Source organism: Chryseosolibacter histidinae (assembly GCF_018598225.1).
GTDB lineage: Bacteria > Bacteroidota > Bacteroidia > Cytophagales > Cyclobacteriaceae > Chryseosolibacter > Chryseosolibacter histidini.
In genome coordinates this window covers 78038-102410 of the sequence record NZ_JAHESF010000009.1, presented here as the reverse complement: position 1 = coordinate 102410, position 24373 = coordinate 78038, and the positions used below count along the sequence as shown (strand labels likewise).

The 24373-nt window shown below is 49.6% G+C and carries 18 protein-coding genes; 15 read left to right on the top strand and 3 right to left on the bottom strand.

Annotated features, from left to right (window positions below; genetic code table 11):
• Positions 1 to 32 precede the first annotated feature (32 nt).
• The 7 genes from KK083_RS11215 to KK083_RS11185 all read left to right on the top strand — a co-directional run bounded on the left by KK083_RS11215 (position 33) and on the right by KK083_RS11185 (position 9303).
• Positions 33 to 2351, top strand: coding sequence for an arylsulfatase (locus KK083_RS11215; RefSeq protein ID WP_254163319.1), 2319 nt, complete (start codon positions 33 to 35; stop codon positions 2349 to 2351).
• 297 nt (positions 2352 to 2648) lie between these two features.
• Entirely contained in the window at positions 2649 to 4274 is a 1626-nt protein-coding gene (locus tag KK083_RS11210; RefSeq protein WP_254163318.1) for an arylsulfatase, read from the top strand.
• Positions 4275 to 4519: 245 nt separating this feature from the next.
• Positions 4520 to 5038 carry a hypothetical protein gene (locus KK083_RS11205; RefSeq protein ID WP_254163317.1) on the top strand — a complete coding sequence of 173 codons (519 nt, stop codon included), beginning with the start codon at positions 4520 to 4522 and terminating at the stop codon, positions 5036 to 5038.
• Between the two features lie 198 nt (positions 5039 to 5236).
• Positions 5237 to 6670, top strand: coding sequence for a hypothetical protein (locus KK083_RS11200; protein WP_254163316.1), 1434 nt, complete (start codon positions 5237 to 5239; stop codon positions 6668 to 6670).
• Between the two features lie 22 nt (positions 6671 to 6692).
• Entirely contained in the window at positions 6693 to 7214 is a 522-nt protein-coding gene (locus KK083_RS11195; RefSeq protein ID WP_254163315.1) for a hypothetical protein, read from the top strand.
• A 1-nt stretch (position 7215) separates the two neighbouring features.
• Positions 7216 to 7908, top strand: a complete 693-nt coding sequence (locus KK083_RS11190) for a hypothetical protein (RefSeq protein ID WP_254163314.1) — start codon at positions 7216 to 7218, stop codon at positions 7906 to 7908.
• A gap of 3 nt (positions 7909 to 7911) precedes the next feature.
• Complete coding sequence (locus KK083_RS11185; protein ID WP_254163313.1) at positions 7912 to 9303, top strand: ankyrin repeat domain-containing protein; 1392 nt, start codon at positions 7912 to 7914, stop codon at positions 9301 to 9303.
• Positions 9304 to 9320: 17 nt separating this feature from the next.
• Here the strand turns inward: KK083_RS11185 and KK083_RS11180 are convergent, their stop codons facing one another.
• The gene (locus KK083_RS11180; protein WP_254163312.1) at positions 9321 to 9728 is read right to left on the bottom strand and encodes a DoxX family membrane protein; all 408 of its coding nucleotides are present in this window, start codon (positions 9726 to 9728) and stop codon (positions 9321 to 9323) included.
• 304 nt (positions 9729 to 10032) lie between these two features.
• Between KK083_RS11180 and KK083_RS11175 the strand changes: the two genes are divergently transcribed.
• Positions 10033 to 10641: a hypothetical protein gene (locus KK083_RS11175; protein WP_254163311.1), complete on the top strand. Its 609-nt coding sequence runs from the start codon at positions 10033 to 10035 to the stop codon at positions 10639 to 10641.
• Positions 10642 to 10671: 30 nt separating this feature from the next.
• On the opposite strand, the gene KK083_RS11170 is transcribed toward KK083_RS11175, so the two are convergent.
• Positions 10672 to 13398 carry a tetratricopeptide repeat protein gene (locus KK083_RS11170; RefSeq protein WP_254163310.1) on the bottom strand — a complete coding sequence of 909 codons (2727 nt, stop codon included), beginning with the start codon at positions 13396 to 13398 and terminating at the stop codon, positions 10672 to 10674.
• A gap of 266 nt (positions 13399 to 13664) precedes the next feature.
• Between KK083_RS11170 and KK083_RS11165 the strand changes: the two genes are divergently transcribed.
• Positions 13665 to 13976 carry an antibiotic biosynthesis monooxygenase family protein gene (locus tag KK083_RS11165; protein ID WP_254163309.1) on the top strand — a complete coding sequence of 104 codons (312 nt, stop codon included), beginning with the start codon at positions 13665 to 13667 and terminating at the stop codon, positions 13974 to 13976.
• Between the two features lie 115 nt (positions 13977 to 14091).
• Entirely contained in the window at positions 14092 to 18300 is a 4209-nt protein-coding gene (locus KK083_RS11160) for a hybrid sensor histidine kinase/response regulator (protein WP_254163308.1), read from the top strand.
• An 80-nt stretch (positions 18301 to 18380) separates the two neighbouring features.
• On the opposite strand, the gene KK083_RS11155 is transcribed toward KK083_RS11160, so the two are convergent.
• Positions 18381 to 18821, bottom strand: coding sequence for a winged helix-turn-helix transcriptional regulator (locus tag KK083_RS11155; RefSeq protein ID WP_254163307.1), 441 nt, complete (start codon positions 18819 to 18821; stop codon positions 18381 to 18383).
• Positions 18822 to 18912: 91 nt separating this feature from the next.
• Here KK083_RS11155 and KK083_RS11150 point away from each other — a divergent pair, with 91 nt between their 5' ends.
• The 5 genes from KK083_RS11150 (at position 18913) to KK083_RS11130 (ending at position 24313) form a co-directional block, all read left to right on the top strand.
• Positions 18913 to 19482, top strand: coding sequence for a YceI family protein (locus KK083_RS11150; protein WP_254163306.1), 570 nt, complete (start codon positions 18913 to 18915; stop codon positions 19480 to 19482).
• 761 nt (positions 19483 to 20243) lie between these two features.
• Complete coding sequence (locus KK083_RS11145) at positions 20244 to 20939, top strand: hypothetical protein (RefSeq protein ID WP_254163305.1); 696 nt, start codon at positions 20244 to 20246, stop codon at positions 20937 to 20939.
• 18 nt (positions 20940 to 20957) lie between these two features.
• Entirely contained in the window at positions 20958 to 21626 is a 669-nt protein-coding gene (locus KK083_RS11140; protein ID WP_254163304.1) for a hypothetical protein, read from the top strand.
• Positions 21627 to 21891: 265 nt separating this feature from the next.
• Entirely contained in the window at positions 21892 to 23085 is a 1194-nt protein-coding gene (locus tag KK083_RS11135; protein WP_254163303.1) for a DUF4856 domain-containing protein, read from the top strand.
• A 94-nt stretch (positions 23086 to 23179) separates the two neighbouring features.
• Complete coding sequence (locus KK083_RS11130; protein WP_254163302.1) at positions 23180 to 24313, top strand: imelysin family protein; 1134 nt, start codon at positions 23180 to 23182, stop codon at positions 24311 to 24313.
• Positions 24314 to 24373: the final 60 nt, after the last annotated feature.

Sequence of the window (24373 nt, the reverse complement as noted above, 5' to 3'; positions counted from 1 at the left end):
AGAACATTCTTTAATATTTAAAACCAAGTGCCATGATCCTTTACAGAAATTTCAAGACTGCCCTTTCGCTGCTTGCCATAAGCGGAGGATTGATCGGCAGCGTATTTGCCCAACACGACCCTGTTCAGCAGTACCAGGGAAAGACCGGCCGCAACCTTGCAGAGACCCAGCAATGGTGGCCCGCCAGGAAGAAAGCTCCTCAGGGTGCGCCCAATGTGGTTTGGATCCTGCTTGATGATGTCGGTTACGGCGCCGTCAGCACCTTTGGCGGATTGATCGAAACACCCACGCTTGACAACCTTGCCAACAACGGCCTGCGCTACACGAACTTTCACACCACGGCGATCTGCTCTCCTACACGTGCTGCATTGCTGACCGGAAGAAATTCTCACTCTGTTCACATGGGCCTGTTCCCCAACACTGCCATCGGTGCACCCGGCTATGATGGATTCATGCCATTCGAAAAAGCAACCATTGCTGAAATACTTCGCGAGAATGGTTATAACACCTATGCCGTAGGTAAGTGGCACCTGACGCCGCCATCAGATGCAACCGCGCTGGGGCCGTTCAACCGGTGGCCTACGGGAAGAGGGTTTGATCACTATTATGGTTTCCTCGGTGGATCCACAGACCAATGGCATCCTACGGTATATGACGACACGCGTAAGGTAGAGCCCGAAGCGGATGGTAAACATTTCACCACACGTATTGCCGACAAGGCCATCGGTTACATCGCAGAACAAAAATCGATCGACGCTGCCAAACCGTTTTTTCTCTATTTCGCGCCCGGCGCCGGCCACGCGCCACACCAGGTAGCGAAAGAATGGTCTGATAAGTACAAAGGCAAATTCGATTCGGGTTGGGACAAGTATCGCGAGAAAGTTCTTGAGCAGCAGATCAGGCTTGGCGTGGTCCCCAAAGGAACTGTATTGCCGCCGAGAAACGCGGGCATCAAACCGTGGGATTCTCTTTCAGTTGACGAAAAGAAAGTGTTTGCCCGGTTCATGGAAGTTTATGCAGGGTTTGTTTCTCACACAGATTACGAGATCGGCCGCGTGGTGGACTATCTGAAAAAGATCAACCAGTTGGAGAATACCCTGATCTTTGTTTCGGTGGGCGACAATGGCGCCAGCAAGGAAGGTACATTAACCGGGATCATTAATCGCAATGATCCAAGCTGGACAGACCAGCAACGTTTTGAGGCGAACCTGCAGGATCTCGATAAGTTAGGTACAGAAGCATCAAGGGCAAACTATCCGTTGGGATGGGCCATGGCAGCCAATACTCCTTTCAAGCAATGGAAGCAGGATGCTAACTCCGAAGGCGGAACCAGGAATCCCCTCATCGTATTTTATCCAAAAGGAATTAAAGAGAAAGGAGGGATCAGAGATCAATATGCTCACCTGATCGATATTCTTCCCACAACGGTCGAGCTGATCGGTGCGCAGATCCCAGCGGTGATCAACGGCTATCCTCAGGAGCGGATTGAAGGCACCAGCCTTGCGTACAGCATTAACAACACCCATGCGCCGTCACGTCACACCGTTCAGCACTATGAGATCATGGGCTCACGCTCCATCTACAAAGATGGCTGGAAAGCCGGCACCCTTCATAAGAAAGGTGAAGACTTCAGCAAAGACAAATGGGAGCTTTATAACCTGAACGAGGACTTCAATGAACGTTTCAATGTGGCGGAGAAATATCCTGAAAAGCTGAAAGAGCTCCAGGAGCTTTTTGACAGTGAGGCAGCGCGTTACAATATCTACCCCTTGAAAGATGGAACTGAAAAGGAGCTTGATTATACGAAGCTGTACGTCAACAACAATGCTACCCGTACGGTGTTTTATCCCGAGGCACCCCAGGTGTATGGGGTAGCCAACCCGATCACACCACTGAAATCATACGTGATCACTGCCGACGCTGAAATAGGCAAAGGTACTGAAGGCGTATTGTTTGCGGTCGGCGGACGTTTCAGCGGGGTGAGCCTTTTCATCAAGGACGGAAAATTTCAGGTCACCAACAACGCAGGCATTACCGTGAGCCACCTGGCGTCCGGCAAGCCGGTACCTGCTGGTAAAGTCAGCCTGAAATATGTTCTCAACTACACAGAGGCTAAGAATGTAACTGACCCTGCTGGAACACACGAGCTGTACATCAATGATATCAAAGTGGCTGAGGCACCTATAGTAAAAGCCCAGGCAAACATTCGTACGAATGATGAGATCAATGTGGGCCGCGATCTGATCACGCAAGTGTCGGATCGTTATAAAGGCACCTTCCCATTCAATGGTAAGCTGAATGTTGTGGTGGTTGAAACAGGAACACAGTCTATTTCGCTGGGCAGCAGATAAAGGGTCAATAGATCATTCAAGGCGTTTATGATCAGGTCCGCTCCGTTATGGTGGAATAACGGACGGACCTTTTGACCTTATTTCCAGCATACTTGCTGGCCGGTAACATAACCGAACAGCAGCAGGCGAATAAAGAACTGTCGCTATTGCGGATCCAATGGAACCAAAATATTACGTGGAACCTTGATGGATTCTTGTCAACGACAAAGCATTTATCACCTTAAAGTTTGTAAATTCAGTTCTGCTCTTTTAAAAACGCGAACGCGTAAATAGTTAGAAACTCTTAATTAATCACCGATGCAAAAACTTTGTACCCTAATTCTATTGCTGTCAGCTTTTACGGCAATAAACGCTCAAAAGAAGCAGGACGAAAAAAAGCCAAACATCATTCTCATGATGGTGGATGATATGGGTTTTTCCGATATAGGTTCTTACGGCTCAGAGATCCGAACGCCGAACCTTGACCGGCTTGCCGCGGAAGGAATTCGTTTTCGTGAATTCTATAATAACTCGATATGCGCACCCACACGTGCTTCGTTGCTCACTGGCCAGTATCCGCATCGAGCAGGTATCGGGTATTTTGATGTAAACCTGGGACTGCCCGCTTACCAGGGTTATCTGAACAAGGAGTCGCTGACGCTCGCCGAGGTGTTGAAGCAAAACGGGTACAGCACGTTGATGTCGGGTAAATCACACGTGGGCAAAGATAGTTTGTCATGGCCCAATCAACGGGGCTTCGAGCAGTTCTATGGATTTATCCCGGGGGCCAGCAATTACTTTGATATAGGAAAATACGGACAGGCACCTCCTGTTGAGCTGATCAAAAATAACCGGAAGGAAAAACTGAAACCAGGCGAGTACCTCACTGACAAGATCGTTGATAACGCTTTGGGCTTTTTGGATGAGCAAAATAAAACCGGGAAGCCCTTCTTTTTATACGTGGCATTTAATGCGCCGCATTGGCCATTGCAGGCCGTGCAGGAAGATATAGATAAGTATAAGGGTAAGTATGATATCGGATGGGACTCGGTACGTCAACAACGTTTGATCAGACAACGTGATCTGGGCATCCTTTCTCCCGGACAATCTGTTGCCGCCCGCGACCCTGAAGTTCCGAGATGGGAGAATCTGACTTACGACCAGAAACAATTGTGGAAAGCCAAGATGGAAGTATATGCAGCCATGGTCGACCGGGTTGATCAAAACATCGGGAGAATCCTGGGCAAGCTGAAAGAATTAAAAAAGGACGATAACACACTGATCATTTTTATTTCCGATAACGGAGCGCAGGGTGGATTTGCAGGTTACAACCGAAAACCACCGCGCAATACGGGTCCCATTGGATCGCCCGGCTCGTACGACTACCAGGAGCAGAACTGGGCTTACGTTTCCAACACACCCTTGCGGCAATATAAAAACAACATGCATGAAGGTGGCATCAGCTCTCCGTTCATCGCGTGGTTTCCTAACCGTATCAAAGGCGGCGACCTGGTGAAGGGTACTGCACACCTCGTTGATATTGCACCAACCTTCTACGAATTTGCGGGAGCCAAATATCCCGAAAAATACAATGGCGTTACTCCGAACAGCCTTCCCGGAAAAAGCCTGGTACCTGTTTTAACGGGCAAGCTCAATTCAGTGGAAAGGAATGGCGCTATTTTCTGGGAGCGTGCCGGTAACCGCGCCGTAAGAAAAGGGAAATGGAAAATTGTCTCCACTTACCCTGCCTATCAGTGGGAGCTCTATGACCTTGAAGCCGACAGAGGTGAAACGAAAGACGTTGCCAGCCAATATCCCGCGGTTGTTAATGAATTGTCGTCAGACTTTTTTAAGTGGGCTGAAGAAAACGGCGTTGTCAATTACGACAAGATAAAACCGGCACAACCGATGCAGATCCCTGGAAGCGCTGTGGCAGCACAATAAACGGGTTCAATCTTACTGAATTGAAAAGCCCGAAGTTGTAAAGATTTCGGGCTTTTTAGGTTCGATAAATCTCCTCACATATATGCACAGTTGTGCCCGGCTTCATCATACGCTCTAAATTCTAACCCCGGCGCTGTATTGTCCAATGACGCTGCCACTGCTATATTGCGTTTACATTGTTCAGTCATAAGGATCAGCCTCTTTAACTGACTACCCAATAAACATCAGACTTTCGTACCCCATTTATGTTAAAGCAGCATCGTTTCATTCCCTCCCTCATCATTTTTACCTTGTTGTCTTGCCCTGTCTTTTCGCAAAAGAAAACGCAGGATCCGAAAAAGAAAAAAGCCGAGAAGGCGCTGGTGGATTATGTGAACAAGCTTTGTAAAGACTTCACAGACAACCAGCTTCCTGTTGACATGGGAACCATCGTTACACCTTTTGCCATCAACGATGGCGTTTTATCGATAGTTAGAAAGTTCAGGGATGAAGAAGACAGCACTAAAACGTACCAGGTCCGGTATTCCGTTGATATCGATAAACTGAACACCGTTTTTTATGATTATTACGTGGGTTTTGTCAGCGAGGGCGACTGGATAAAGACAGAAACGGCTCCGGATAGCCAGTCCGGCTTCGTTCCTGATGATAATGGCGCCAATATGCTTTATGTAGCCCCTCTTGGGGATGGCGACTATGGTGTAAAAATAAAGAATAAGCTCGAACAGCTCTTACAAAAGGCACAATCACGGGGATCACAAAAGTAAATATTCCCGCTTACTGCCTTCCGCCTGGCTACTAATTTCTCACAATACCCATAAATAGGTATGGTGCGATACTTAAGAAAAATTCAACTTTCGCCGGAAAACTATCCGGACATGAGCTGCGGTCTTGCAAACGATTTTCATTCAGGTGCGCAGGGGTCATAGGATAGGTGGACTATGGTAAAACGTGATTCTCTCCCGGTGATGCGATTATTCTCAACCTGTTTTGCAGCCACGCTGTTATTGATACTTCCGGCAACCGTCTTGTCGCAGGGCCGGATCCCGAAAGCAAAAGACGGCAGTGTCAAAGGTGCGCTGGCATTCTTTCCCCACAGTAAGCTCGCGCAGGGGTTTCATACGGCAACCTCTACATTTCCAGGCCAGACGGATCCCGTGCTGGAACGCAACAATTGGGTTTACAGTGACGACAAACGTGTGGCCGTGAAGGGATTTGTTAAAGATGCTGTGCTGCTCTTTCAATGGTGGACCCTGCTTGGCGACCCGGTTGAAAAATACGGTTTCAAGTGGCTCACCTCGGGATATTACGAAGTGATGTATGAAGAAAAAGGACAGATGGTGACGAAGGTCATCTACCGGAACGATCTTGTAAAATATCCCGACCTGCTGAAAAAGTTCGATCGTATAGAGCCCCTCAACGTGGATGTGGAGATCAACTTCAGCAGCGCCAACATCGACGACCAGAAGTATTATGACTTCCGCAGAAAATATAATATCCTCTCAGACCTGGGCAGCGCCGGTTATAAAGCTTCGTATACCATCAAGTCGCTCGGTATACATTACCTGTACGCTCCCAGCGGAGAAGATGCACCCTTCATCATACCCACCATGGCGGTGGGAGGCTGGCCGGATTTTTTGAATGTCGATAAAAAGGACAGTGAGCTGACGAAGCGGAACATCGAGCTTTTTCGCCTGGGCCAGGAGCTGGTGATCCACAGTTTCAGGATCACAGATCTCGAATGGCAGTTCAGTCCTTTCATCGAGATCGCCAAACAATTCGAGCGATACGAGAAGAAGGAAGACAGCCCGAAGGAGCAGGCAGAAAAAGCAGCGCTCGCGGAAGAAAGCGGTGACGGCGACAGCTTCTGGGACCGGGCCGAAGTAGTGCAGGCAGACATGGAGGTATACCGCGATCCTACTAATTACAAGTATGGCCTAAAGGCTAAGAAGGGCCTGCGCGCATTGCCCGCCACCTATCGTAACCTGGTGGCTTCCGGAAGCAAGAAGAATTTGTTTTTTGGGGATACAGAACAGGGTGTTGTCGCTATCAATGGCTCCGGAAAAGTGCTGGGCACATTACCAGGTAATGGATGGTACGCCACGGCCACTGGCGCGAGACGTTACGTGCGCGCTCCGGAGGTCGACTGTGCAGATTATCAACCGAGCTATTCTGAGGAATATTTATTCGAAAACGGCAGCTTTGCAACGCTGAAGAAAACGTACACCATCAACCGTCAGGCATATCTGACCGTATCGAGTAGTAATGAAAGACCGTTGACGGAAGCTGAAAAAAGACAAGCGGAAGAAAACAGCAAGCGATGGGCAAGGGAGTGTTACGAAGCCTGCAAACGACAGGCAGAAAGTGACGGATATCAGCCCGCCAGCAGCTCAAACTAGCGATCAAGACTCCACCAGCATCATGAGAAAACATATCAACTCATTTGGATCGATGATCCTCTTCGCCACCCTGGTTGCCGCATGGGCATCGTGCGCTGATGAAGAGGCTCCGGGCTTTTCGCCGTCAATAGATCTCAAAGCCACCTACAGTTTTAAGCTGACCCCACCCACGGGTGGTACCGTGCAGTATAACCTTACTGACATCACCAGGCAGGCCTCAAAAGAAGGTGCTGACCGCTGGATCTTCCTGCTGAAAGGAAAGGACAAGACCACGAAGAGTGAAGTGTATATCTCGGGACTGGCAGGCACAAGAGATTCTTACCTGAATATTTTCATCGCTCCGGCGGCAGGCGCCTCTTCCTTTTATAAAGACTGTAACAACTTCACTTGCCAGGCCACTGCAGGAAAAGACACTAAAGGAAGCTTTGTACAAATGAATTATACCAATCAGTGCGTGACCCCTACGCTGGCCAGTGAAAGAAGTATGACCATCGTACAGTGCCAGGTTGAGTTGAGCCCCATCACTTTTTATGTCCAGGATTAACATGCGTCACCTGCTTTTATTCGTGCTGCTGTTGCCGGCGTGTTTCCGGTTATCGGCGCAGAACAAAGACCTTGCGTACTTTGCCAAAGTACCCACTCGCTTTTTAAAACCCGGGCTTTCGCCGATGCAAAGCGTACGCTTCACTTACCTGGGCATGCCGGGAAATGAATGGGTGAAGCACAGCGGAGAGCTCAAGCTCGACCTGTTCCGGATCAAGATCAGCACACGGGTCTCCGCCATCATTTCGGGGTCGGCGTTGGCGGGTTATAAAAGAGAACGCCACAATCTTTATAAAGCGAATGGGCAGGAAGCTTATGAACAAACCCAGTATTATTTTGCAGCACCCGCCGTCAGCGCAGGCGTGAGCTACGGATTTTTCTTTCCGTACTTTCTCAGTGCACGTTTAGGTGTATACAGACCCTGGGAAAGTGCCCGTTACAAGGCGGTGCTGCCGTTGCAATACAGCGACCAGGATGGCGTAAGCACCCGCGAAGCCGAGGTTGTGCTCACGGAAGAGGTGACAGGCGATATCAAAAAATATGCGACCCTTGAAATCTACAGGCCGTTGAGATCACATTTCAAGCACAGGCATCCCATGGGCATATCGGCATCTTACACTATTTTTCCCGGCAACGAGAGCGGCGAGCAGGGCGCCTGGAATTTCGGGATCTACTGGCACATCAAAGCAAAATAAAGTATGAACGCGTTTGTTATAAAAGCCATATACATCGTTGCGATCTTCATGCTCTTATGTTTGCCGGCAGGTGTGAAGGCACAAAGTGCAATTGAGAATTTCAACAAAGCGAAGTACGCGCTGGAAGACGGCAACACTTCCGGATGCCTGATCTACCTGGAGCGTTGTGAAACACAGCTCAAGGGAAGCAATGTCAAGATAGAGGCGCTCAAAGCACAGTGCTATGCGCAAACGGATGATTGGGTGAAGGCCAAGATCGCCTTCCGGAACTATTATCATATGCTGGATGCGGCCGACCGCGGAGGAGAGACCTGGGAGCAAATGGAAGAGCTGGGGCGTGAGATCGACAAAGGCCTCGAGGAGAAAGAGAGCGCATTCCGAAAGGAGAAAGAGGATGAGAAAGAGGAAAATCTCCGGCAGGTGGAGGAAACGATCCGGCAGCACGAGATGCTCACGGCTGAAAAAACAAACAAAATAAATGAACGGAATGGGGGAGTGCTCTATCGCTCGGCCATGGCAACCCGCGATCCGAATGCATTGGCACTCTATAAAGAAGGGGTTGGCGATGCAGGCGGTACCAACCAGGTCAGGCTGATAGAACAGGAACTTGATAAGCAGAAAAACCCGGACAAATACCTGCTGCCCGCTGTACTTGACCGCAACACTACTGAAGCCGAATACCTGATCAGCCTCGGCGGAAACAAGGACCTTAAAAACAGTGACGGTAAGAGCCTGCTGCACCTCACGGTGGATACCGATGACAAGGCTACACAAGAAATGTTGAAGCAGAAAGGTGCAAACCTCGAGGCACGGAACAGCCATGATGAGACACCGCTGCTCTATGCGTTGCGCATGGATCGGGATGAGCTATGCCACAATCTGCTTGATCTCGGAGCAGATCCCCAGGCCACAAAACGCAGCGGAGTCACCACCTTACATTATGCTGTGACCTTTACTAACAACGCCGACATTGCGGCAAGGCTCCTGAAAAAAGGAGCGGATGCCAACAAACCTTTCGTGTATAACGACACCACCATGACTCCGTTGTACCACGCCGTGTACCATCGCAAAAACCGTCAGCTTGTACAAACGCTCCTTGACGGTGGCGCGCGTGTGGATGAAGGGAAAGAAGGGTGGACACCCCTGATGGCGGCTATCGTAATCCATCAGCCCGAGCTGGTGAATGTCCTTTTGAAAAACAATGCCGGCGTGAACAAGAAGGGTATTCACGGATGGACCGCGCTTCATTTTGCCGCCCGCGAAAATCAGCCTGACCTGGTCGCAGCACTGCTGAAGGCCGGCGCCGACAAAAAGATAGCAGACGAGTGGGGCCGCACGCCTAAGAACGTGGCGTATGAAAACGACACGCATGCTTCTCTGAGAGCCTTGCGCTAGCGTAAGATCCAGATGATTTAACCAGCCTGTTTTTCCTGCTGCGCCAATAAGATGGCGGCGGCGCTTCCTACCCACACGGAATAATCGAGGGTTGATTTAATGCCGATCGAAACGCTCATGGAGAGCGCAAAAATCAACAGCAACAGACCTGTGAATGCGGCGGCATACCGTGTCTTGAATCCAATAAGAAGCAGGATGGCGAAAACAATTTCCAGAAACGTGGCGAGGTATCCACTGATGGTGCTTAATGACTCAGGGAGGAAAAAAGTCAGCTGCCGGGTATACTTTTGAAAATTCTCCCAGTTGCCCCACGCTGCATTGGCGCCCCAGAATCCCAACCGGTCTGCAACCGCCGAAAGCAGGGTGGCTGCCAGCGCGAGCCTTAAAAATAGTCGAGGCAAATTCTTCTTGATACGTTCGTTCATGGTTGTTGATTTAACCGTGCAAAGGAACGACGATCAGCCCGATAAAGATCTTAAACTGGTTTAAGAAAGTATCCTGATAAAGGAAGACCTTGAATGTAAAGAACAGTGAGCGTTCCGTTTTGATTCAATACAATTTTGCAATGATGTCGGAGTGTTTCATTCACCCTTTGGACAATTTTGGAAAAGACTTAATTTAGGGCAAGTTCATGCAGGGACTTTGCTTCCGTACGCGACATGCCTGGGCGACTGTGCATTTCAACCTGACTACCAACCAGATACACAATTGGCAAAAAAATAAAACCAAATGAGCATAGGCCTGATCATAATCGCAGTAATAGTTGCAATAGTTGTAATTTTTGTTGTCTATAGACTGATAATTGTCAAGCGACAAAATAGCAAATTGAACAAAGAGCGGTTTGAGCGCATTAAACCACTCTATGATAAACTTGAGAGTAAGCAGGCGATCACGATACAAGATGTTTTTCCATTTGCTAAAAACTTGTTGACAAGAGAGGTAACGTTCCAGCTTTTAAGCGATCACAATAAAACTGATCTGTTCCCTGCAGAATTTTTTACGCTTGTGAAAGGGGCAGAAAGCAATCTTGCAAACTGGCTGGAGTTTCCCACAGAGTTAGATGCCTGCCCTGACGAAATGGAGCATGTTAAAAGAGTAACAATTGATTTTGACGGGCATAAAAACTATGTTCACTATGAGGTTTTCAAGTATAGAGTTAATGAACCCCATTGGGCAGCTAAGGACGGTTGGATTCTTGGTGTCGTTGGGCCTTTCTTTGACGATAGCAAACCTTATGATCATCCAGGCGCGACGTTCAGTAGAATAAACAGCATATTGAAGGTATCGCCGGATGAAGAAGCCAAATGGGTTCATGAAAATATTTCAATGAGACGATGAGTGCCACGATTCCGGCGATCCGCAAACCATTTACTGATCAATCTCGCCATGTGACTCTCCGTTGCTGATCGGCAGGATGATCCTGAACGCCGATCCCTTGTCGGGCTCGGAGTCAACTTCAATGGTTCCCTGCAGAACCTCTACTTGCGACTTGATCAGGTACAGTCCCAGGCCGCGCCCTTCAACATGTGTATGGAAACGTTTATACAGCTTGAACAGCTTTTCATGATGAAGCCTGATGTTGAAGCCAAGCCCGTTGTCGCTGATCTCCAGGATAGCTTTTCCATTCACCCGCTGGCTGGTGGCGACCACCTTGAGCCGGCGCTCCGGTGATTTGAATTTGATGGCGTTGCTTAATAAATTATAAAAGATACTTTGCAGCATAGGCCTCACGGTAGTGATGGCGGGAAGATCTTCGAAATTCGCCACGATCTCTTCATTACCCGTGAGGCTGTCCTGCAGCAGGCTTTTGCTCTGTTCCCACTCCGAAGCAAGCGCCACCACCTCTTGCGCCTGGTGGGGATTGTTACGAAGCTCGAGGATCTTGCTCAGGTCTTTGATGATCAGGTCAAGGTCATGGGCTGTTACCCCGATAAAATCGATCAGTTGTTTTACCTGCTGAAAATCGTGCTCTTTGTCAGCGAGGTCGGCCAGGCCCAGCAGCCTCGCCACGGGGCCGCGCAGGTTATGCGATACCGTATACGAGAACTGAAGCAACTCTGCGTTGTACTTCATCAGCTCATCGTTGGTACGCCGCAGCTCGACCGTTTTCTCGGTCACGATTTTTTCAAGGCTGCGGTTTACATCGGTCATATTCCGGTTAGTTTCCGTCAGCTTATCGGCCTGCATCTGTATTTCTTCCTTCTGCTCTGAAACTTCTCTGTACAGTTGTTTCAGCTCAAGGTTATACTGCTTCAGCTTATCGGCCTGTGCCTGGATGCGCGTATTCTTATCCGTGACCGACACATTGAGCGCCTTGATGCGTGTATAAAAACGATAATACATGATGGCCAGCACACTCAGGAGTAAAAGGCCAACGACACCCGCGACGAGCAGAATGGATTGTTGTTTCAGCTGGGCCGCCTGCAGCTGAAGCTTGTCCTGTGCCAGGAGCTTGTCTTGTTGCAGCACTTTAATATCCCGGTCGCGCTGTTCGATCTCCCGGATTTTTTCAAGGTTCACAAACCGCCTGGCCACATCGGTACGGTGAATGGAGTCATTCAAAACATTGGCAAGTGTGGAGTACTTCAGCGCCTCCTGATAACGCCCCTGTGCCGTGAGCAGATCCCTGCGCGTATTGTAGTTGCGCACAATCACCTCGTTGGAGCCGACATGCCGCGCATAGTCCAGCGAGCGGTCCAGGAACAGCAACGCATTTTTAAGATCGCCCTGCCTGAAATAGATATCACCTGTGGCCCAGCATGACCACGCGAGCCCATAGCGGTAAGTGATCGATTCCGCCAGCCTGATGCTTTCCTGGTAATGCTGCAAAGCCTCACCGTATCTTTTACGTTTCCCTTCCAGGTAACCGAGGCTTCTTCTTGCTTCGCTTTTCCCCAGCACGCTGCCAAGGTCTGTGTAGATCTTCAAAGCCGAATCAAGACATTGGCGTGCAGCGGTATAATCTTTCACGTCTGTGAGCGCTATACCTTTTAACGAAAGCGCATTGGCGAGATCACCCCGCAGCAATTTTCTCCGGTCCAGCCGCAGCGCTTCATCCGCCATGAGCATCGCCTGACGCGGGTCACCCAGGTGATGATTGATACGGCCTATCTCGATGCGGATGATACCAGACTCTGCTTCAAAGCCGCGGAGCCCGCTAAGTCTCAATGCATCGTACAGGTTGTTGAGTGCCAGCTCATATTCTCCGCGGTCTGCAAAAACTTTTCCCAGGTCGATCAGCAGCGTCACGTATTTGTGAAGCAGGGTTTTTCTGAAGAAATAATTGCGGGCTGAATCGAACGCCACGACGGCCTGTTCAAATTTGCCTTTCTGAAATAAGATCAACGCCTGCATGTGCAGGATGTCATTCCGGTTCTCTTCGTCATTGGCACCGGGACCGACGAGCTCCGCGGCCTGCTTCAAAAGTTTTTCAGCGCCGGCAAAGTCTCCGAACCTCACACGGGTGTTCGCCTTGAGGATGATCGCTTCCGTCAGCAGTGTTTTGTCGGGCAGCAGCCGGCGGATGCTGATGGCGCGGTCGAGATAATATTGCTGTGAGTCGGTCTGATAACGTTGCCCGTAAAGTGCACTGATATTGCGGTAGAGCTTCGACAGGGTTACCGGGTCTGCGCTGTCTTTGAAAACCTCGCGGCTCTTTTTAAAGAAATGCAGCGCAGAATCCATCTGCACTTCCTCGAGGCTGCAGACGCCCAATTGAAGCAGGGTGTATCCGCGCAGTTGTTCGTCTCCCGCCTGGATGGCGAGCTCAAGGCCGCGGTTCAGATCGGCATGACCTTCGGAGAGACGGCCCGAAAGATATTCATACACACCGCGGTAAGTGTATGCACGCGCTTCGCCTTTCAGATAGTGGATGCTTTTACCAAGGTCACGCGCCTCTTTGTTGTAGGTTTCTACCTTGTTATTGTCGTGCGTGATAAATTCGTAAGTAAGCCGATTGAGTATATCTACTTTCAGCGGACCCTGCGCCTTCGGAAGCATCTGCTCGAGGCTGTCGGTGACTTTGGATTTTCCTTGCCCATAAGCGCTCCATCCGAGGCAGGCGGAGATCAGCAGGAACACAATTCGGCGGCTCATGGGTTGAAAAGACAAGATATAATCTACAAAACTAACCCTGATCCGGCGTTAAAAAAAGCCCGGTTTAGTGAGAAGTGGATCAGATCCGGTTCAAACCATTGCAACTAAGTTTATTGCATTTATAGACATTTATTGCCTAGCCTCAATTCAGGCAATACGCGCTAATTTTTCAATTATACAGGTTGTTGGCCGAGACCGGTATTAAGCCCAGTGTTACCGGCGACACTACTCGGAATTAGCGTTTATCTTTGAGAAAACCTTTAAACATGATCACAAGGATCTGGCACGGACGCACGGCCCCGCAACATGCCGACAGCTACCTGGAATTTCTGCTCACCAAAGGCACCGAAGAATACCGGCAAACACCCGGCAACCTTTCCATCAGGGTGTGGCGAAAAAAAGAAGCCGACTGCTGTCATTTTTATACTGTTACGGAATGGGAAGACCTTGCAGCGGTCAAACGGTTCTGTGGCGAAGATCACGAAAGAGCCGTCTATTATCCCGAGGATGAAGGTGTGCTGCTGGAGTTTGAGCCCCGTGTTAAACATTTTGAAACGTACACGGTTTCAAAAGACTAACAGACGCCTGTCTGTGTGACCATCCTGGATTACCTGATATTGTCAAATCAGGGATTCCCTGATCTCCCGGACCGGGTTGTTTCTTTATTTTGAAGCTGGTCCTTCCCCCAGGATTATGGCTATTATCCGGTTTGTTTTCTTCTCTTTTTTCCTGTTGCCGCTCATCTCGCTTTCGCAGGATGTAAGGTTCAGCTCCCTGTCTGTAGAGGAGGGGATGTCGCAAGGCAATGTCTGGGATATTCACCAGGATCGATTTGGATTTGTGTGGATCGCCACGGAAGACGGACTGAACATGTACGATGGATATTCGTTCAGGATCTTCAGGAACAACCCCGAAGATCCGTCAACCCTTGGCAACAACAATATTCATCGCATCGTGGGAGACAGTCTTGGCAATTTGTGGCTGGGCACGCGCGGCGGGTTGAATTACTATCACCGCGAAGAGAACAGGTTCGAGCGCTTCCTGTATGACAGCACCGTGGCCGGAACCATCAGCAACGATCTCATTGAAGGCATCCTGATCGATTCCAGGGGAAACTTATGGGTTGGAACAGGGCACGGGCTGAACCTGTATCAGCCGGAGCACAGAACATTCAGGCATTTTTTTCACGACGGTAACGATCCGCATTCGCTCGCATCAAACTATGTCACAACCATCGTAGAGGATAGCCAAAAACGGATCTGGGTAGGAACCACCGGAGGGTTGAGCCTCATGAACAGCGATGGAGAGACGTTCACAAATTTCACGCACAGAAGCGACGACCCTTCAAGCCTCAGCAGCAACAACATTACGTCTGTGATGGAAGACAGTCATCACATACTTTGGATTGGCACGTTCGACAAGGGACTCAACAGAAAGGAGGCGGGGCTGGATTCTTTCAAACGTTTCGTTCGCGATGAGGAGAATCCGCAGAGCCTTAGCAACAATTACGTTTATAACATCGCTGAAGACTCGAATGGCACTTTGTGGGCAGCCACAGATTATGGCCTTCACCGTATGAACGAAAGCGGCGACAGTTTTACACGTTATATCTATGATCCGGAAGATGCCTATAGTTTAAGAGCCAATACTGTCACCTGCATATTTTTTGACCGCAATGACCGTATGTGGGTGGGAACACGTTTTGGTGGTGCCAACATATACGACAAGAACAAATACCGCTTCATCCATTACAAGCACAACAGCACGGACAAATACAGCCTGAGCCACAACCTGATCTCCTGTTTTAAGGAAGACATGAACGGAAATTTCTGGGTGGCTACAGACGGCGGGGGCGTTAACTATTTCGACCGGAAATCGAAGCGGTTTATATCGCTGCCCGGTAAGTTTACCAACAACAAGGTGCTGGCCATGGAAAAGGACCTTGGTGGAGGACTTTGGGTAGGAATGTGGCAGGGAGGATTGAATTACTATGATCCCGTTACCGGGAATGTAAAAGCGTACAAGTATGATCCGGCAAACCCTAAAAGCCTGAGCGACGACCACGTTTTCTATATCCTGAAAGACCACACCGGTGCAATATGGGTGGCCACGTGGGCTAACGGGCTTAACCGTTATAATCCGGAGACCGATGATTTTACACGGTTCACTCATGATCCGGCAAATCCTAACACCATCAGCACCTCGGATGTGGCCTTTCTTTTTGAAGATTCGAACGGCATGTTGTGGATCGGCACAGAGCTTGGCGGCGCAGACCGTTACGATCCGCGGACCAACGCCTTTACACACTACCGGCACAGCAAGGCTGAAGAATCGCTGAGCAATAATTTTGTGTCGGTGGTATTTGAAGACTCCAAAAAAAGAATCTGGATAGGAACCTACGGGGGACTTAATCTTTTGGATCAGGAAACCAATACCTTCAAACGTTATTATGAACGTGATGGCTTGCCAAACGATGCGATCATGGGCATACAGGAAGATTCCAGCGGAAAGCTCTGGATCAGCACCAACAGGGGACTTTCGTGTTTCGATCCGGAAAAACAGAAATTCAAAAACTACAGCCAGAAGAATGGTCTGCAGGGCAACCAGTTCACACGATGGGCGTCGGCCAGGCTCTCTACGGGGGAGCTGCTGTTCGGTGGCACCAATGGCTTCACGTTATTCCACCCCGACAGCATCAAAAGCAACCGGTCCATTCCGCCGGTGTACCTCACGGACTTTAAAGTATCAAACAGGCCGGTAAAAGTAGAGGATCACGGCATCCTGGAGAAAGACATCACGATGGCCGATGAGATAAAGCTCAGCTATCTCGACAACATATTCTCATTCGAGTTTGCAGCCCTGAACTACTTCCATGCGGAAGAAAATCATTATCGCTATAAGATGGAGGGTTTTCAAAGCGAATGGGTTGATGCCGGCGTGGAGCGAAAAGCTACTTACACCAACCTGAGTCCGGGAACGTATACTTTCCGGGTGATCGCCTCCAACAACGATGGTGTCTGGAATCAGCAGGGCGCCTCGGTCAGGATCGTTATTACACCGCCGTACTGGAGCACGTGGTGGTTCCGCTCGCTTGTTGTTTTGATCGGGCTGGGAAGCATTGCCTCATTCTTTATGATCAAGATGAATGTGGCCAGGAGACATAAACATGAGCTGGAAGAAAAGGTCAGGCTTAGCACGGCCGAGATCATGGACCAGAAAATGGTGCTCGAAGCTCAGGCAGAGAACATGCAGGCCCTGAACGATCAGCTACAGGGCCAGACCGATTTTCTTCAGCATATCAATGAAGAGCTTCAGTGCCAGCGTGAGGAAGCAGACCTCGCTAGAAAGGAGGCGGAACGGGCCAACCAGGCCAAGAGTATTTTTCTTGCCACCATGAGTCATGAGATCAGAACACCGATGAATGGCGTTTTGGGAATGACGTCACTGCTGGGCGAGACAACCCTTACCGCGGAACAAAGAGAATACGCCGATACCATCCGCGCCAGCGGTGAAGCATTGCTGACGGTGATCAATGACATCCTCGATTTTTCGAAGATCGAGTCGGGCAACCTCGATCTCGACAACCACGACTTCGACCTGCGGCAGCGCATAGAAGAAGTGATGGACCTGTTCTCGGCGAAGGCCGCGGAAAAAGGCCTTGACCTTGTCTATGAGATCGACTACCGCATTCCGGCGCAGCTTGTGGCAGACAGTCACCGGCTGCGGCAGATCCTGATCAACCTGCTGGGCAATGCCATGAAGTTCACCCGGCAGGGCGAGATCTACCTGGGCGTGGAGCTTGTGCGAAGCTCCGGTAGCATGCTCGAGCTGGCCTTCCATGTGCGGGATACAGGTATCGGCATTCCGGAAGATAAGCTGTCGCGGTTGTTCAAACCTTTCTCACAGGTTGATTCTTCCACTACACGCCAGTATGGTGGAACGGGTCTTGGCCTGGCCATCAGTCATCGCCTGGTGGAGTTGATGGGCGGCGCTATCACGGTGCAAAGTCACGTGGGCCTTGGCACAGCGTTCAGCTTCACCATCCAGGGCGAGCCGAGCACGAAGCCTATCCGCCAGTACATCATGACCAATATGCTGGCGCACCAGGGTAAAAAAGTATTGGTGGTGGATGACAATGCAACCAACCGGATGATCCTTAAAAATCAGCTCGAGCAGTGGAAGCTGTCTACCGTGCTGGCGTCTTCCGGGGCGGAGGCTTTGTCTGCGCTGGAGAAGGTGCGTGACTATGACCTGGTGATCACCGACATGCACATGCCTGAGATGGACGGCATACAGCTCGCGCAGCAGATCAAGGTGAAGTATCCGAAGCTTCCCATCATCCTGCTGTCATCCGCCGGCGATGAAAGCAAAAAGAAATATGCAGGTGTGTTCTCTTCCATATTGAACAAACCGGTGAAACAACAGCAGTTGTTCCAGGTGGTGCAGCAGGCGGTGAAGGCGGAAGGTTCGTTCAGGTCGCCCGAAGAGCAGGGATCGAAACACCTGTTGTCAGAAGATTTTGCCACCAAATATCCATTGAAGATCCTGCTGGCGGAAGATAACACGGTGAATCAGTTACTGGCCGTCCGCGTATTGAAAAAGCTGGGATACGCGCACGTTGATGTTGCCATGAATGGGGCAGAGGCTATTGAAAAACTTGAAAAGACATTTTACAACGTTATCCTGATGGATGTGCAGATGCCCATTATGGATGGATTGGAAGCTACGCGTATGATCAGGTCGGGCAACGGACGGCAACCCACCATTGTTGCCATGACTGCCAATGCCATGGCCAGCGATAAAGAGATCTGCCTGCAGGCCGGCATGGATGAATACATTTCGAAACCCATCAACCTGGAGCAGCTGATGGATACCCTACGGAAAACATCTAGCGCTTCGTAGGAGGTGCGAAGTACGAGATACGAAGTACGGGGGGAGGTTATTCGTACCTCGTATTTCGTACCTCGTATCTTGTGAGCTCCTTATTTCTTACGCAAACCGTTGTTCGCTTTCCTGAACTGCTTCCTCGCCTTCGTGATCTCCGCTTCGTGTTTGCTGGCCCATTCGCCCAGGCTCATCATTACATCGAGCAGGCTTTTGCCGAGGGGTGTGAGCTCGTACTCCGCGCGCGGCGGGATCTCGGCATAAAGCTTTCTTAAAACAAGCCCGTCTTCTTCCAGCGAGCGAAGGGTGACCGTAAGCATGCGCTGTGAAATACCGGTGATCATGTTCTTTAGCTCACTGAACCGCGGTTTGCCCGCATATCCGAGGTTGAGCACCACCAGCATGGACCATTTATTGGCAAAGTGGTTCAGGAAATCATGGATCGGACAGAGCCCGGTACCGGTTTTCTTGTCGTCGAGAATTTTTCCAATCTTTTTTATTCTCTCAACTGGCTGATTTTCAACAATAGTTACCCCCATGTTACTTACTTATCTTATTGTTCCTTCTTGTTCAGTACTTAGTTACCAAATAGTTTTGAGTTATTAATAGTAACTATTTACATACAAATTTATGAAAAAAACCGTATTAGCCGTTTTATTTTTGATGTCAGCAGCAGTTGTTTTCGGTCAGAACTGGTCGCTTGACAAAGGACACGCCAAGCTTGGTTTCGGGATCACACACATGATGGTTTCCGATGTAGAAGGTACCTTCAGGTCGTTCGATGCCAAGATCGTTTCATCAAAAGAAGATTTTTCGGATGCCGTGATAGAGCTTTCAGCAGATGTTAACACCATCGATACTGATAACGAGCAGCGCGATGAGCACCTGAGAAAGCCTGACTTTTTCGATGTAGCGAAATACCCGACCCTTACTTTCAAGAGCAAGTCGATCAAGAAGATCGCCGACAAGAAGTACAAAGTTGCCGGTGACCTGACCCTGCACGGTGTGACCAAACCCGTAGAGCTTGAAGTAACCCTCAGGGGAACTACTGTGCATCCTTACAACAAGAAGACCGTTGCAGGTTTCAAAGCCAGCGGTGTGATCAAACGTTCTGATTTTGCCATCGCAACCAGCACCCCTGCTGCCATGCTGAGCGATGACGTGGCCATCACTGCCAATGCAGAGTTCGTAAAAGAATAAGCTGGATTTTTTTTCCTAAAAAAAGGCTGTTTCAGAAAAGAGACGGCCTTTTTCTTTTTTAACTTTTCGGATATAGTGAGTGTTGAATCTTTGCATCAATACGCAAGCACTTTTAGTTTTGCCAGATGATCCCCGGGAAACCTGCGCGTTGCCACGAGGTTACAGTCCTGTTACCTGCGCCGATATTTACGACCCATCGCACGCACGCCTGTGTAAAAGAAAGGTAACAACGGGATGCATGAGCGGTAACTGCGCGTTACAGCTTAAAAGATAAAGTTGCGCAAGTGTTGCACTGAGATTTTTGCGTGAAAATTAAAGGCTGTTAATCCTGGCCATCATGTAAATCCTAAAAAAACGCGGTCGAATTCTGTTCAACGACAAAAACTGTTATCGGTAGAATTGTCTCAGATACACATATTTTACAACACAATCGTGCACTGATTGGCATGCGATTTTTCTCCTGTACGCATCGTAGAAGAAACACCATGAAGCGCAGGCTGAAACATGCAATTCGTCGGAATATTTTTCATTTCATAGAAGATAATATTTTTCCGTTCACGCGCTTTGACTTGAAACTACTTTACTTAATTTTACAACCATAGATTCCCTGGTTTGCACATCGGTTCATTGAGCCGCAGCGTTGCTCCAGAAGGCACACTAAAGTTATCCGGATCCCGCCTCCCCACACTTTTACCGGATCAGTGCTGTATCTCCCTGGTTTTTTTATTGCGTATCACACAACCATAAACATACGTGCATTTATGAGAAGTCTTGTTGTAGCTATCGCCACGTTCCTGGCGTTGTCAGTCCTGTCATGCCAGGATACCCGGGTGGAAGATCAGAAACATGAAACCGATGTTGCTGTTTACAGGAACTTCGGCCACCAGATCCCCTACGAAACCGGCGTGCAGTGGATGGAATATTATCAACAGCAGCAAGGTGGTGTCCAGGGCAGAAAAAATCTGCTGGGGCTCGGCCTGTTCAGCTATACTATATCGGCGCCGCAGATGGAAGCCATGACGGCATCTGTTTCCGATCTTGTGGGCGTTGCCTTTCACTGGGCTATCGATGATGATGGCGATACACACATCATTGCCATTCCCGTCGATCCGACCCTGCGCCTCTGGACGTCTATCCCGGGAAGGATCTATATTGACTCCAACACGGGCAACGCGATCAGCCAGACGGTGGCGCAGGCGTGGGCGCAGAACTACAAAGACGAACATCCCACAGGCATCTGGTTCCACTTTTTTGGTGAGACCGTTATCAACCAGGTCCTCGCCGTTCCTTATTTCAATAGTGTGGATATCGAGCCCGCCATCAACATCCTGAACCTGTTGCCCCAGATGTTGCTGATCGTGTGGAACGAGGACCTGCTTCCGTTCGGAAGATCGGAGGCTGAACGGGCTACGGTCTTCGATGCCTCCAATCCCTGTCCTCCGTGCGCCTGTGAATAAATTATTCTGCTGAACACAATGAAACCTCCTGATATTTCCGAGATCATAAGACTGGCATCCAATGTCTCGTTGCTATTGCCCCTGGCGGTATACCTGTCGCGGTTCAGGTATGCCACCACGCGGGTTCACATCATTGGTGCGCTGATCGTTGTCTCGGGAGTGTGCGACCTGATCGGTTTTGTGCTCCGGGAAGGCCAGCAATCAACAGCCGTGTTGTTCAACATCTATTACGCCCTGCTGTTCTTCCTGCTCACATGGTTTTATTACGAGATCCTTTTTTTAAACACCCGCCGAATGGTGGTGTGGATCGGCCTGGCCATTTACCTGCAATCGCTGATCCTGGTCACCATATTTGTTCAAAGCTTCCTGGAATACCAAACGCTCATGTGGGTGATCACCGCTGTGATCATGATCGTTTACAGCATTGCTTATTTTCTCTATTCAATCTCCACCATGCCCATGCCGAGCCTCTTCGGTTATACCCTGATGTGGATCAACAGCGGTGTGCTGATCTATTTTTGTCTCAACCTGTTCCTTTTCATCCTCGGTAACTATGTGCTCACCCGCCTCGAGCCCCAGACAAGCCTGCTGATCTGGAGCTTCCATAATGTGAACAACATCATCAAAAATGTGCTGTTTGCCGTCGGCATCTACTTTTATAGGCGGAAGATCGTTGACTTTGAATGATTGGTCCATGGTCCACGGTCGACAGTCCACGGCAGTTAGGAGTCATTGAGTCATTGAATCCTTGAACCAAGCCTGGGCAAGGGGGCCGTATCTGCATGCCTAATGCCCAATTTTCTAATTCTGAACTGCGAAAAACCAGCTCTAACTGTGGTCTGTGGACTGTCGACCGTGGACCGTTTCCAAAAGAGTTTAGATTTTTTCTAAATAAGGATTTTAGAATTAGTCTAAATAAATAACTTTGCCGGACCGTTTCAAAACCAACACTATGAACAACAAGTTATACAGTCCTAAAATCATGCTTCTTTTCGCTGTTTTGGCGCTTTTTTCGTGCGATGACGACGATGAGACACCAGGACTCCGGACCAAGATCAGCTATGACCTGCTTACGCCTGAAACACCATATTCGTCACTTTTTGTAGACGCCACCGGCAACACCACGGTAGACCTGGCGGAGGGCAATACACGCCATAAGATGTTCCAGGCCATCAATTATTACGCTTCGTCGTCGATTGCCGCCAATGCGCAAATTGATGCTGCCAAGCTGAAGAACATGTTTTCGAACACCGGTAACCCGTTCACTAATATCTCAACTTCATCTGTTTCCGTTGTCGGTGCCGACCTGAATGCTTCCGGCGTACAACTGAAGAATGTGGTTGCCTCGTCAAAACCTGCTGCAGAAGCAGAGGCAGCGCGTACCAGGATAGAAGATCTTTTTAACCAGATCGCTGCCGCAAGCACCTCGATCTCAACGCCTGCATCGAAAGGAGTTGCAGGCAAACTCGGAAGTTATCTTGTTGATGCAAAGGGTATCGAGATCACCCAGATCATCCAGAAATCGCTGATCGGCGCGTTACAGCTCGATTACATCAGCAATGTATTGATGGATGAAGGATTGGACGCTGACAACCGCACGCTGGTGAGCGACAAGAACTACACGGCGCTGGAGCATAACTGGGATGTGGCTTACGGACTGCTGACACTGAACCAGGTATATGCACAAGGATGGACTGTCGATGCCAAAAATCCTGCAGTGATCGAATTCGCAGGAGGCTCCTATATCTGGGAATACAACCGCGCCAATTTCTCCAAGATCCATCCCGCATTTCTGAAAGGCCGCGCCGCCATCGTGAATAACGACAAAGCGGAGCTCCAGGCACAGGCCACGTTGATCCGCACTGAATTTGAGAAAGCCATTGCAGGTGCCGCCCTGGGATATCTGAAAAAATGGAAAGATGAGACCGGAACAGGAACAACCGCCGATGCAACGCGTGCGCATGCCATTGGTGAGGGAGCCGGGTTCATCTACTCGTTGCGTTTCGCCACCATGCACAATGCTGATGCAACATTCTCCGATAATATATTGACAGGTTTGCTGGGCTCGACCAATGGTTTCTGGGACCTGGATGCTACGAAGATCAATACCGCATCCGATGCCATCAAAGCCAAATTCAACCTGTAAGAAGTTTCAAGTTTCAGGTTTAAAGTTCGTCGAGGTGTAGAGTCCCTTTGAAGAACTTTAAACTTTAAACCTGAAACTTTAAATTTTGAAATGCATGACCAAACTGAATAAGATAACTGCGCTGGGTGTTGTTGTGCTGATCCTCTCCGCCTGTGGGGGTAACAATGGCGATCCGTCTCCCGGCGAGAATGCCAAAGACCGGAAACCCATTCTTACGCATTGGGCAGACAACATCATTGTGCCGTCGTATGCAGCCTTCAAAGGTAAGTTCGATGTGATGGTGAGTAAAGGTGATGCATTTGCCACCGCACCGGATGCCGCCTCACTGGTTGCGTTCCGTGCAGCCTGGGTTGATGCGTATGCAGAATGGCAGAAAGTTGAGCTGTTCGAGTTCGGCCCAGCGGACCGGTACACGCTCCGGAGTTTTTTCAACATCTATCCCACAGACGTGAATGGCATTGCGGCCAACATCAGCGACCCTTCTGCCAGTCTCGATCTTCCTGCTTCGTACACCCGCCAGGGATTCCCCGCCCTCGATTATCTGATCAACGGTGTGGGCAGTGACGATCAGGCTATCGTGGCGTATTATACCGCTTCCGTCGAAGGCCCCAAACGCACGGCCTACATCAAACGCCTCACCTCGCGCATGAATACACTGCTCACGAATGTGATCACGGAATGGGGCACTTATCGCGATACGTTCATCAGCAAAACCGGGCTTGATGTGAGCTCTTCCACAGGCCTGGTGGTGAATGCCTACGTGCTGTATTTTGAACGTTACATCCGCACCGGAAAGATCGGCATCCCCTCGGGGGCAACCGTTACCACGGCAGGCGTTCCGTACCCTGAAAAAGTGGAGGCTTTTTACAAGAAAGACCTTTCACTTGCCCTTGTCAAAAATGCAACCCTCGCCGTGCAAGGTTTCTTCAACGGTAAAGATGTAGTGACCGGCACGGAAGGACCGTCGCTGGCATCTTACCTCGATGCGCTGGAAGCAAAAGATGCGGCCTCGGGAACGCTGCTGTCGACGGTGATCAAAAATCAGTTTTCAGAGATCAACGGCAAGCTTGAGCCCCTTTCGCCCAACCTTACCCAGCAGGTACAGACCAACAACCAGGCTATGCTCGATGTTTATGCTGCCATGCAGAAGATGGTGCGGATCCTGAAAGTGGATATGACCTCCGCCATGAGCGTAACGATAACCTACACCGATAACGACGGCGACTAAATGGTGATCAGTAATCGGTGATCGGTAATCAGCGCCGGTGACCGAATACCGATTACCGAA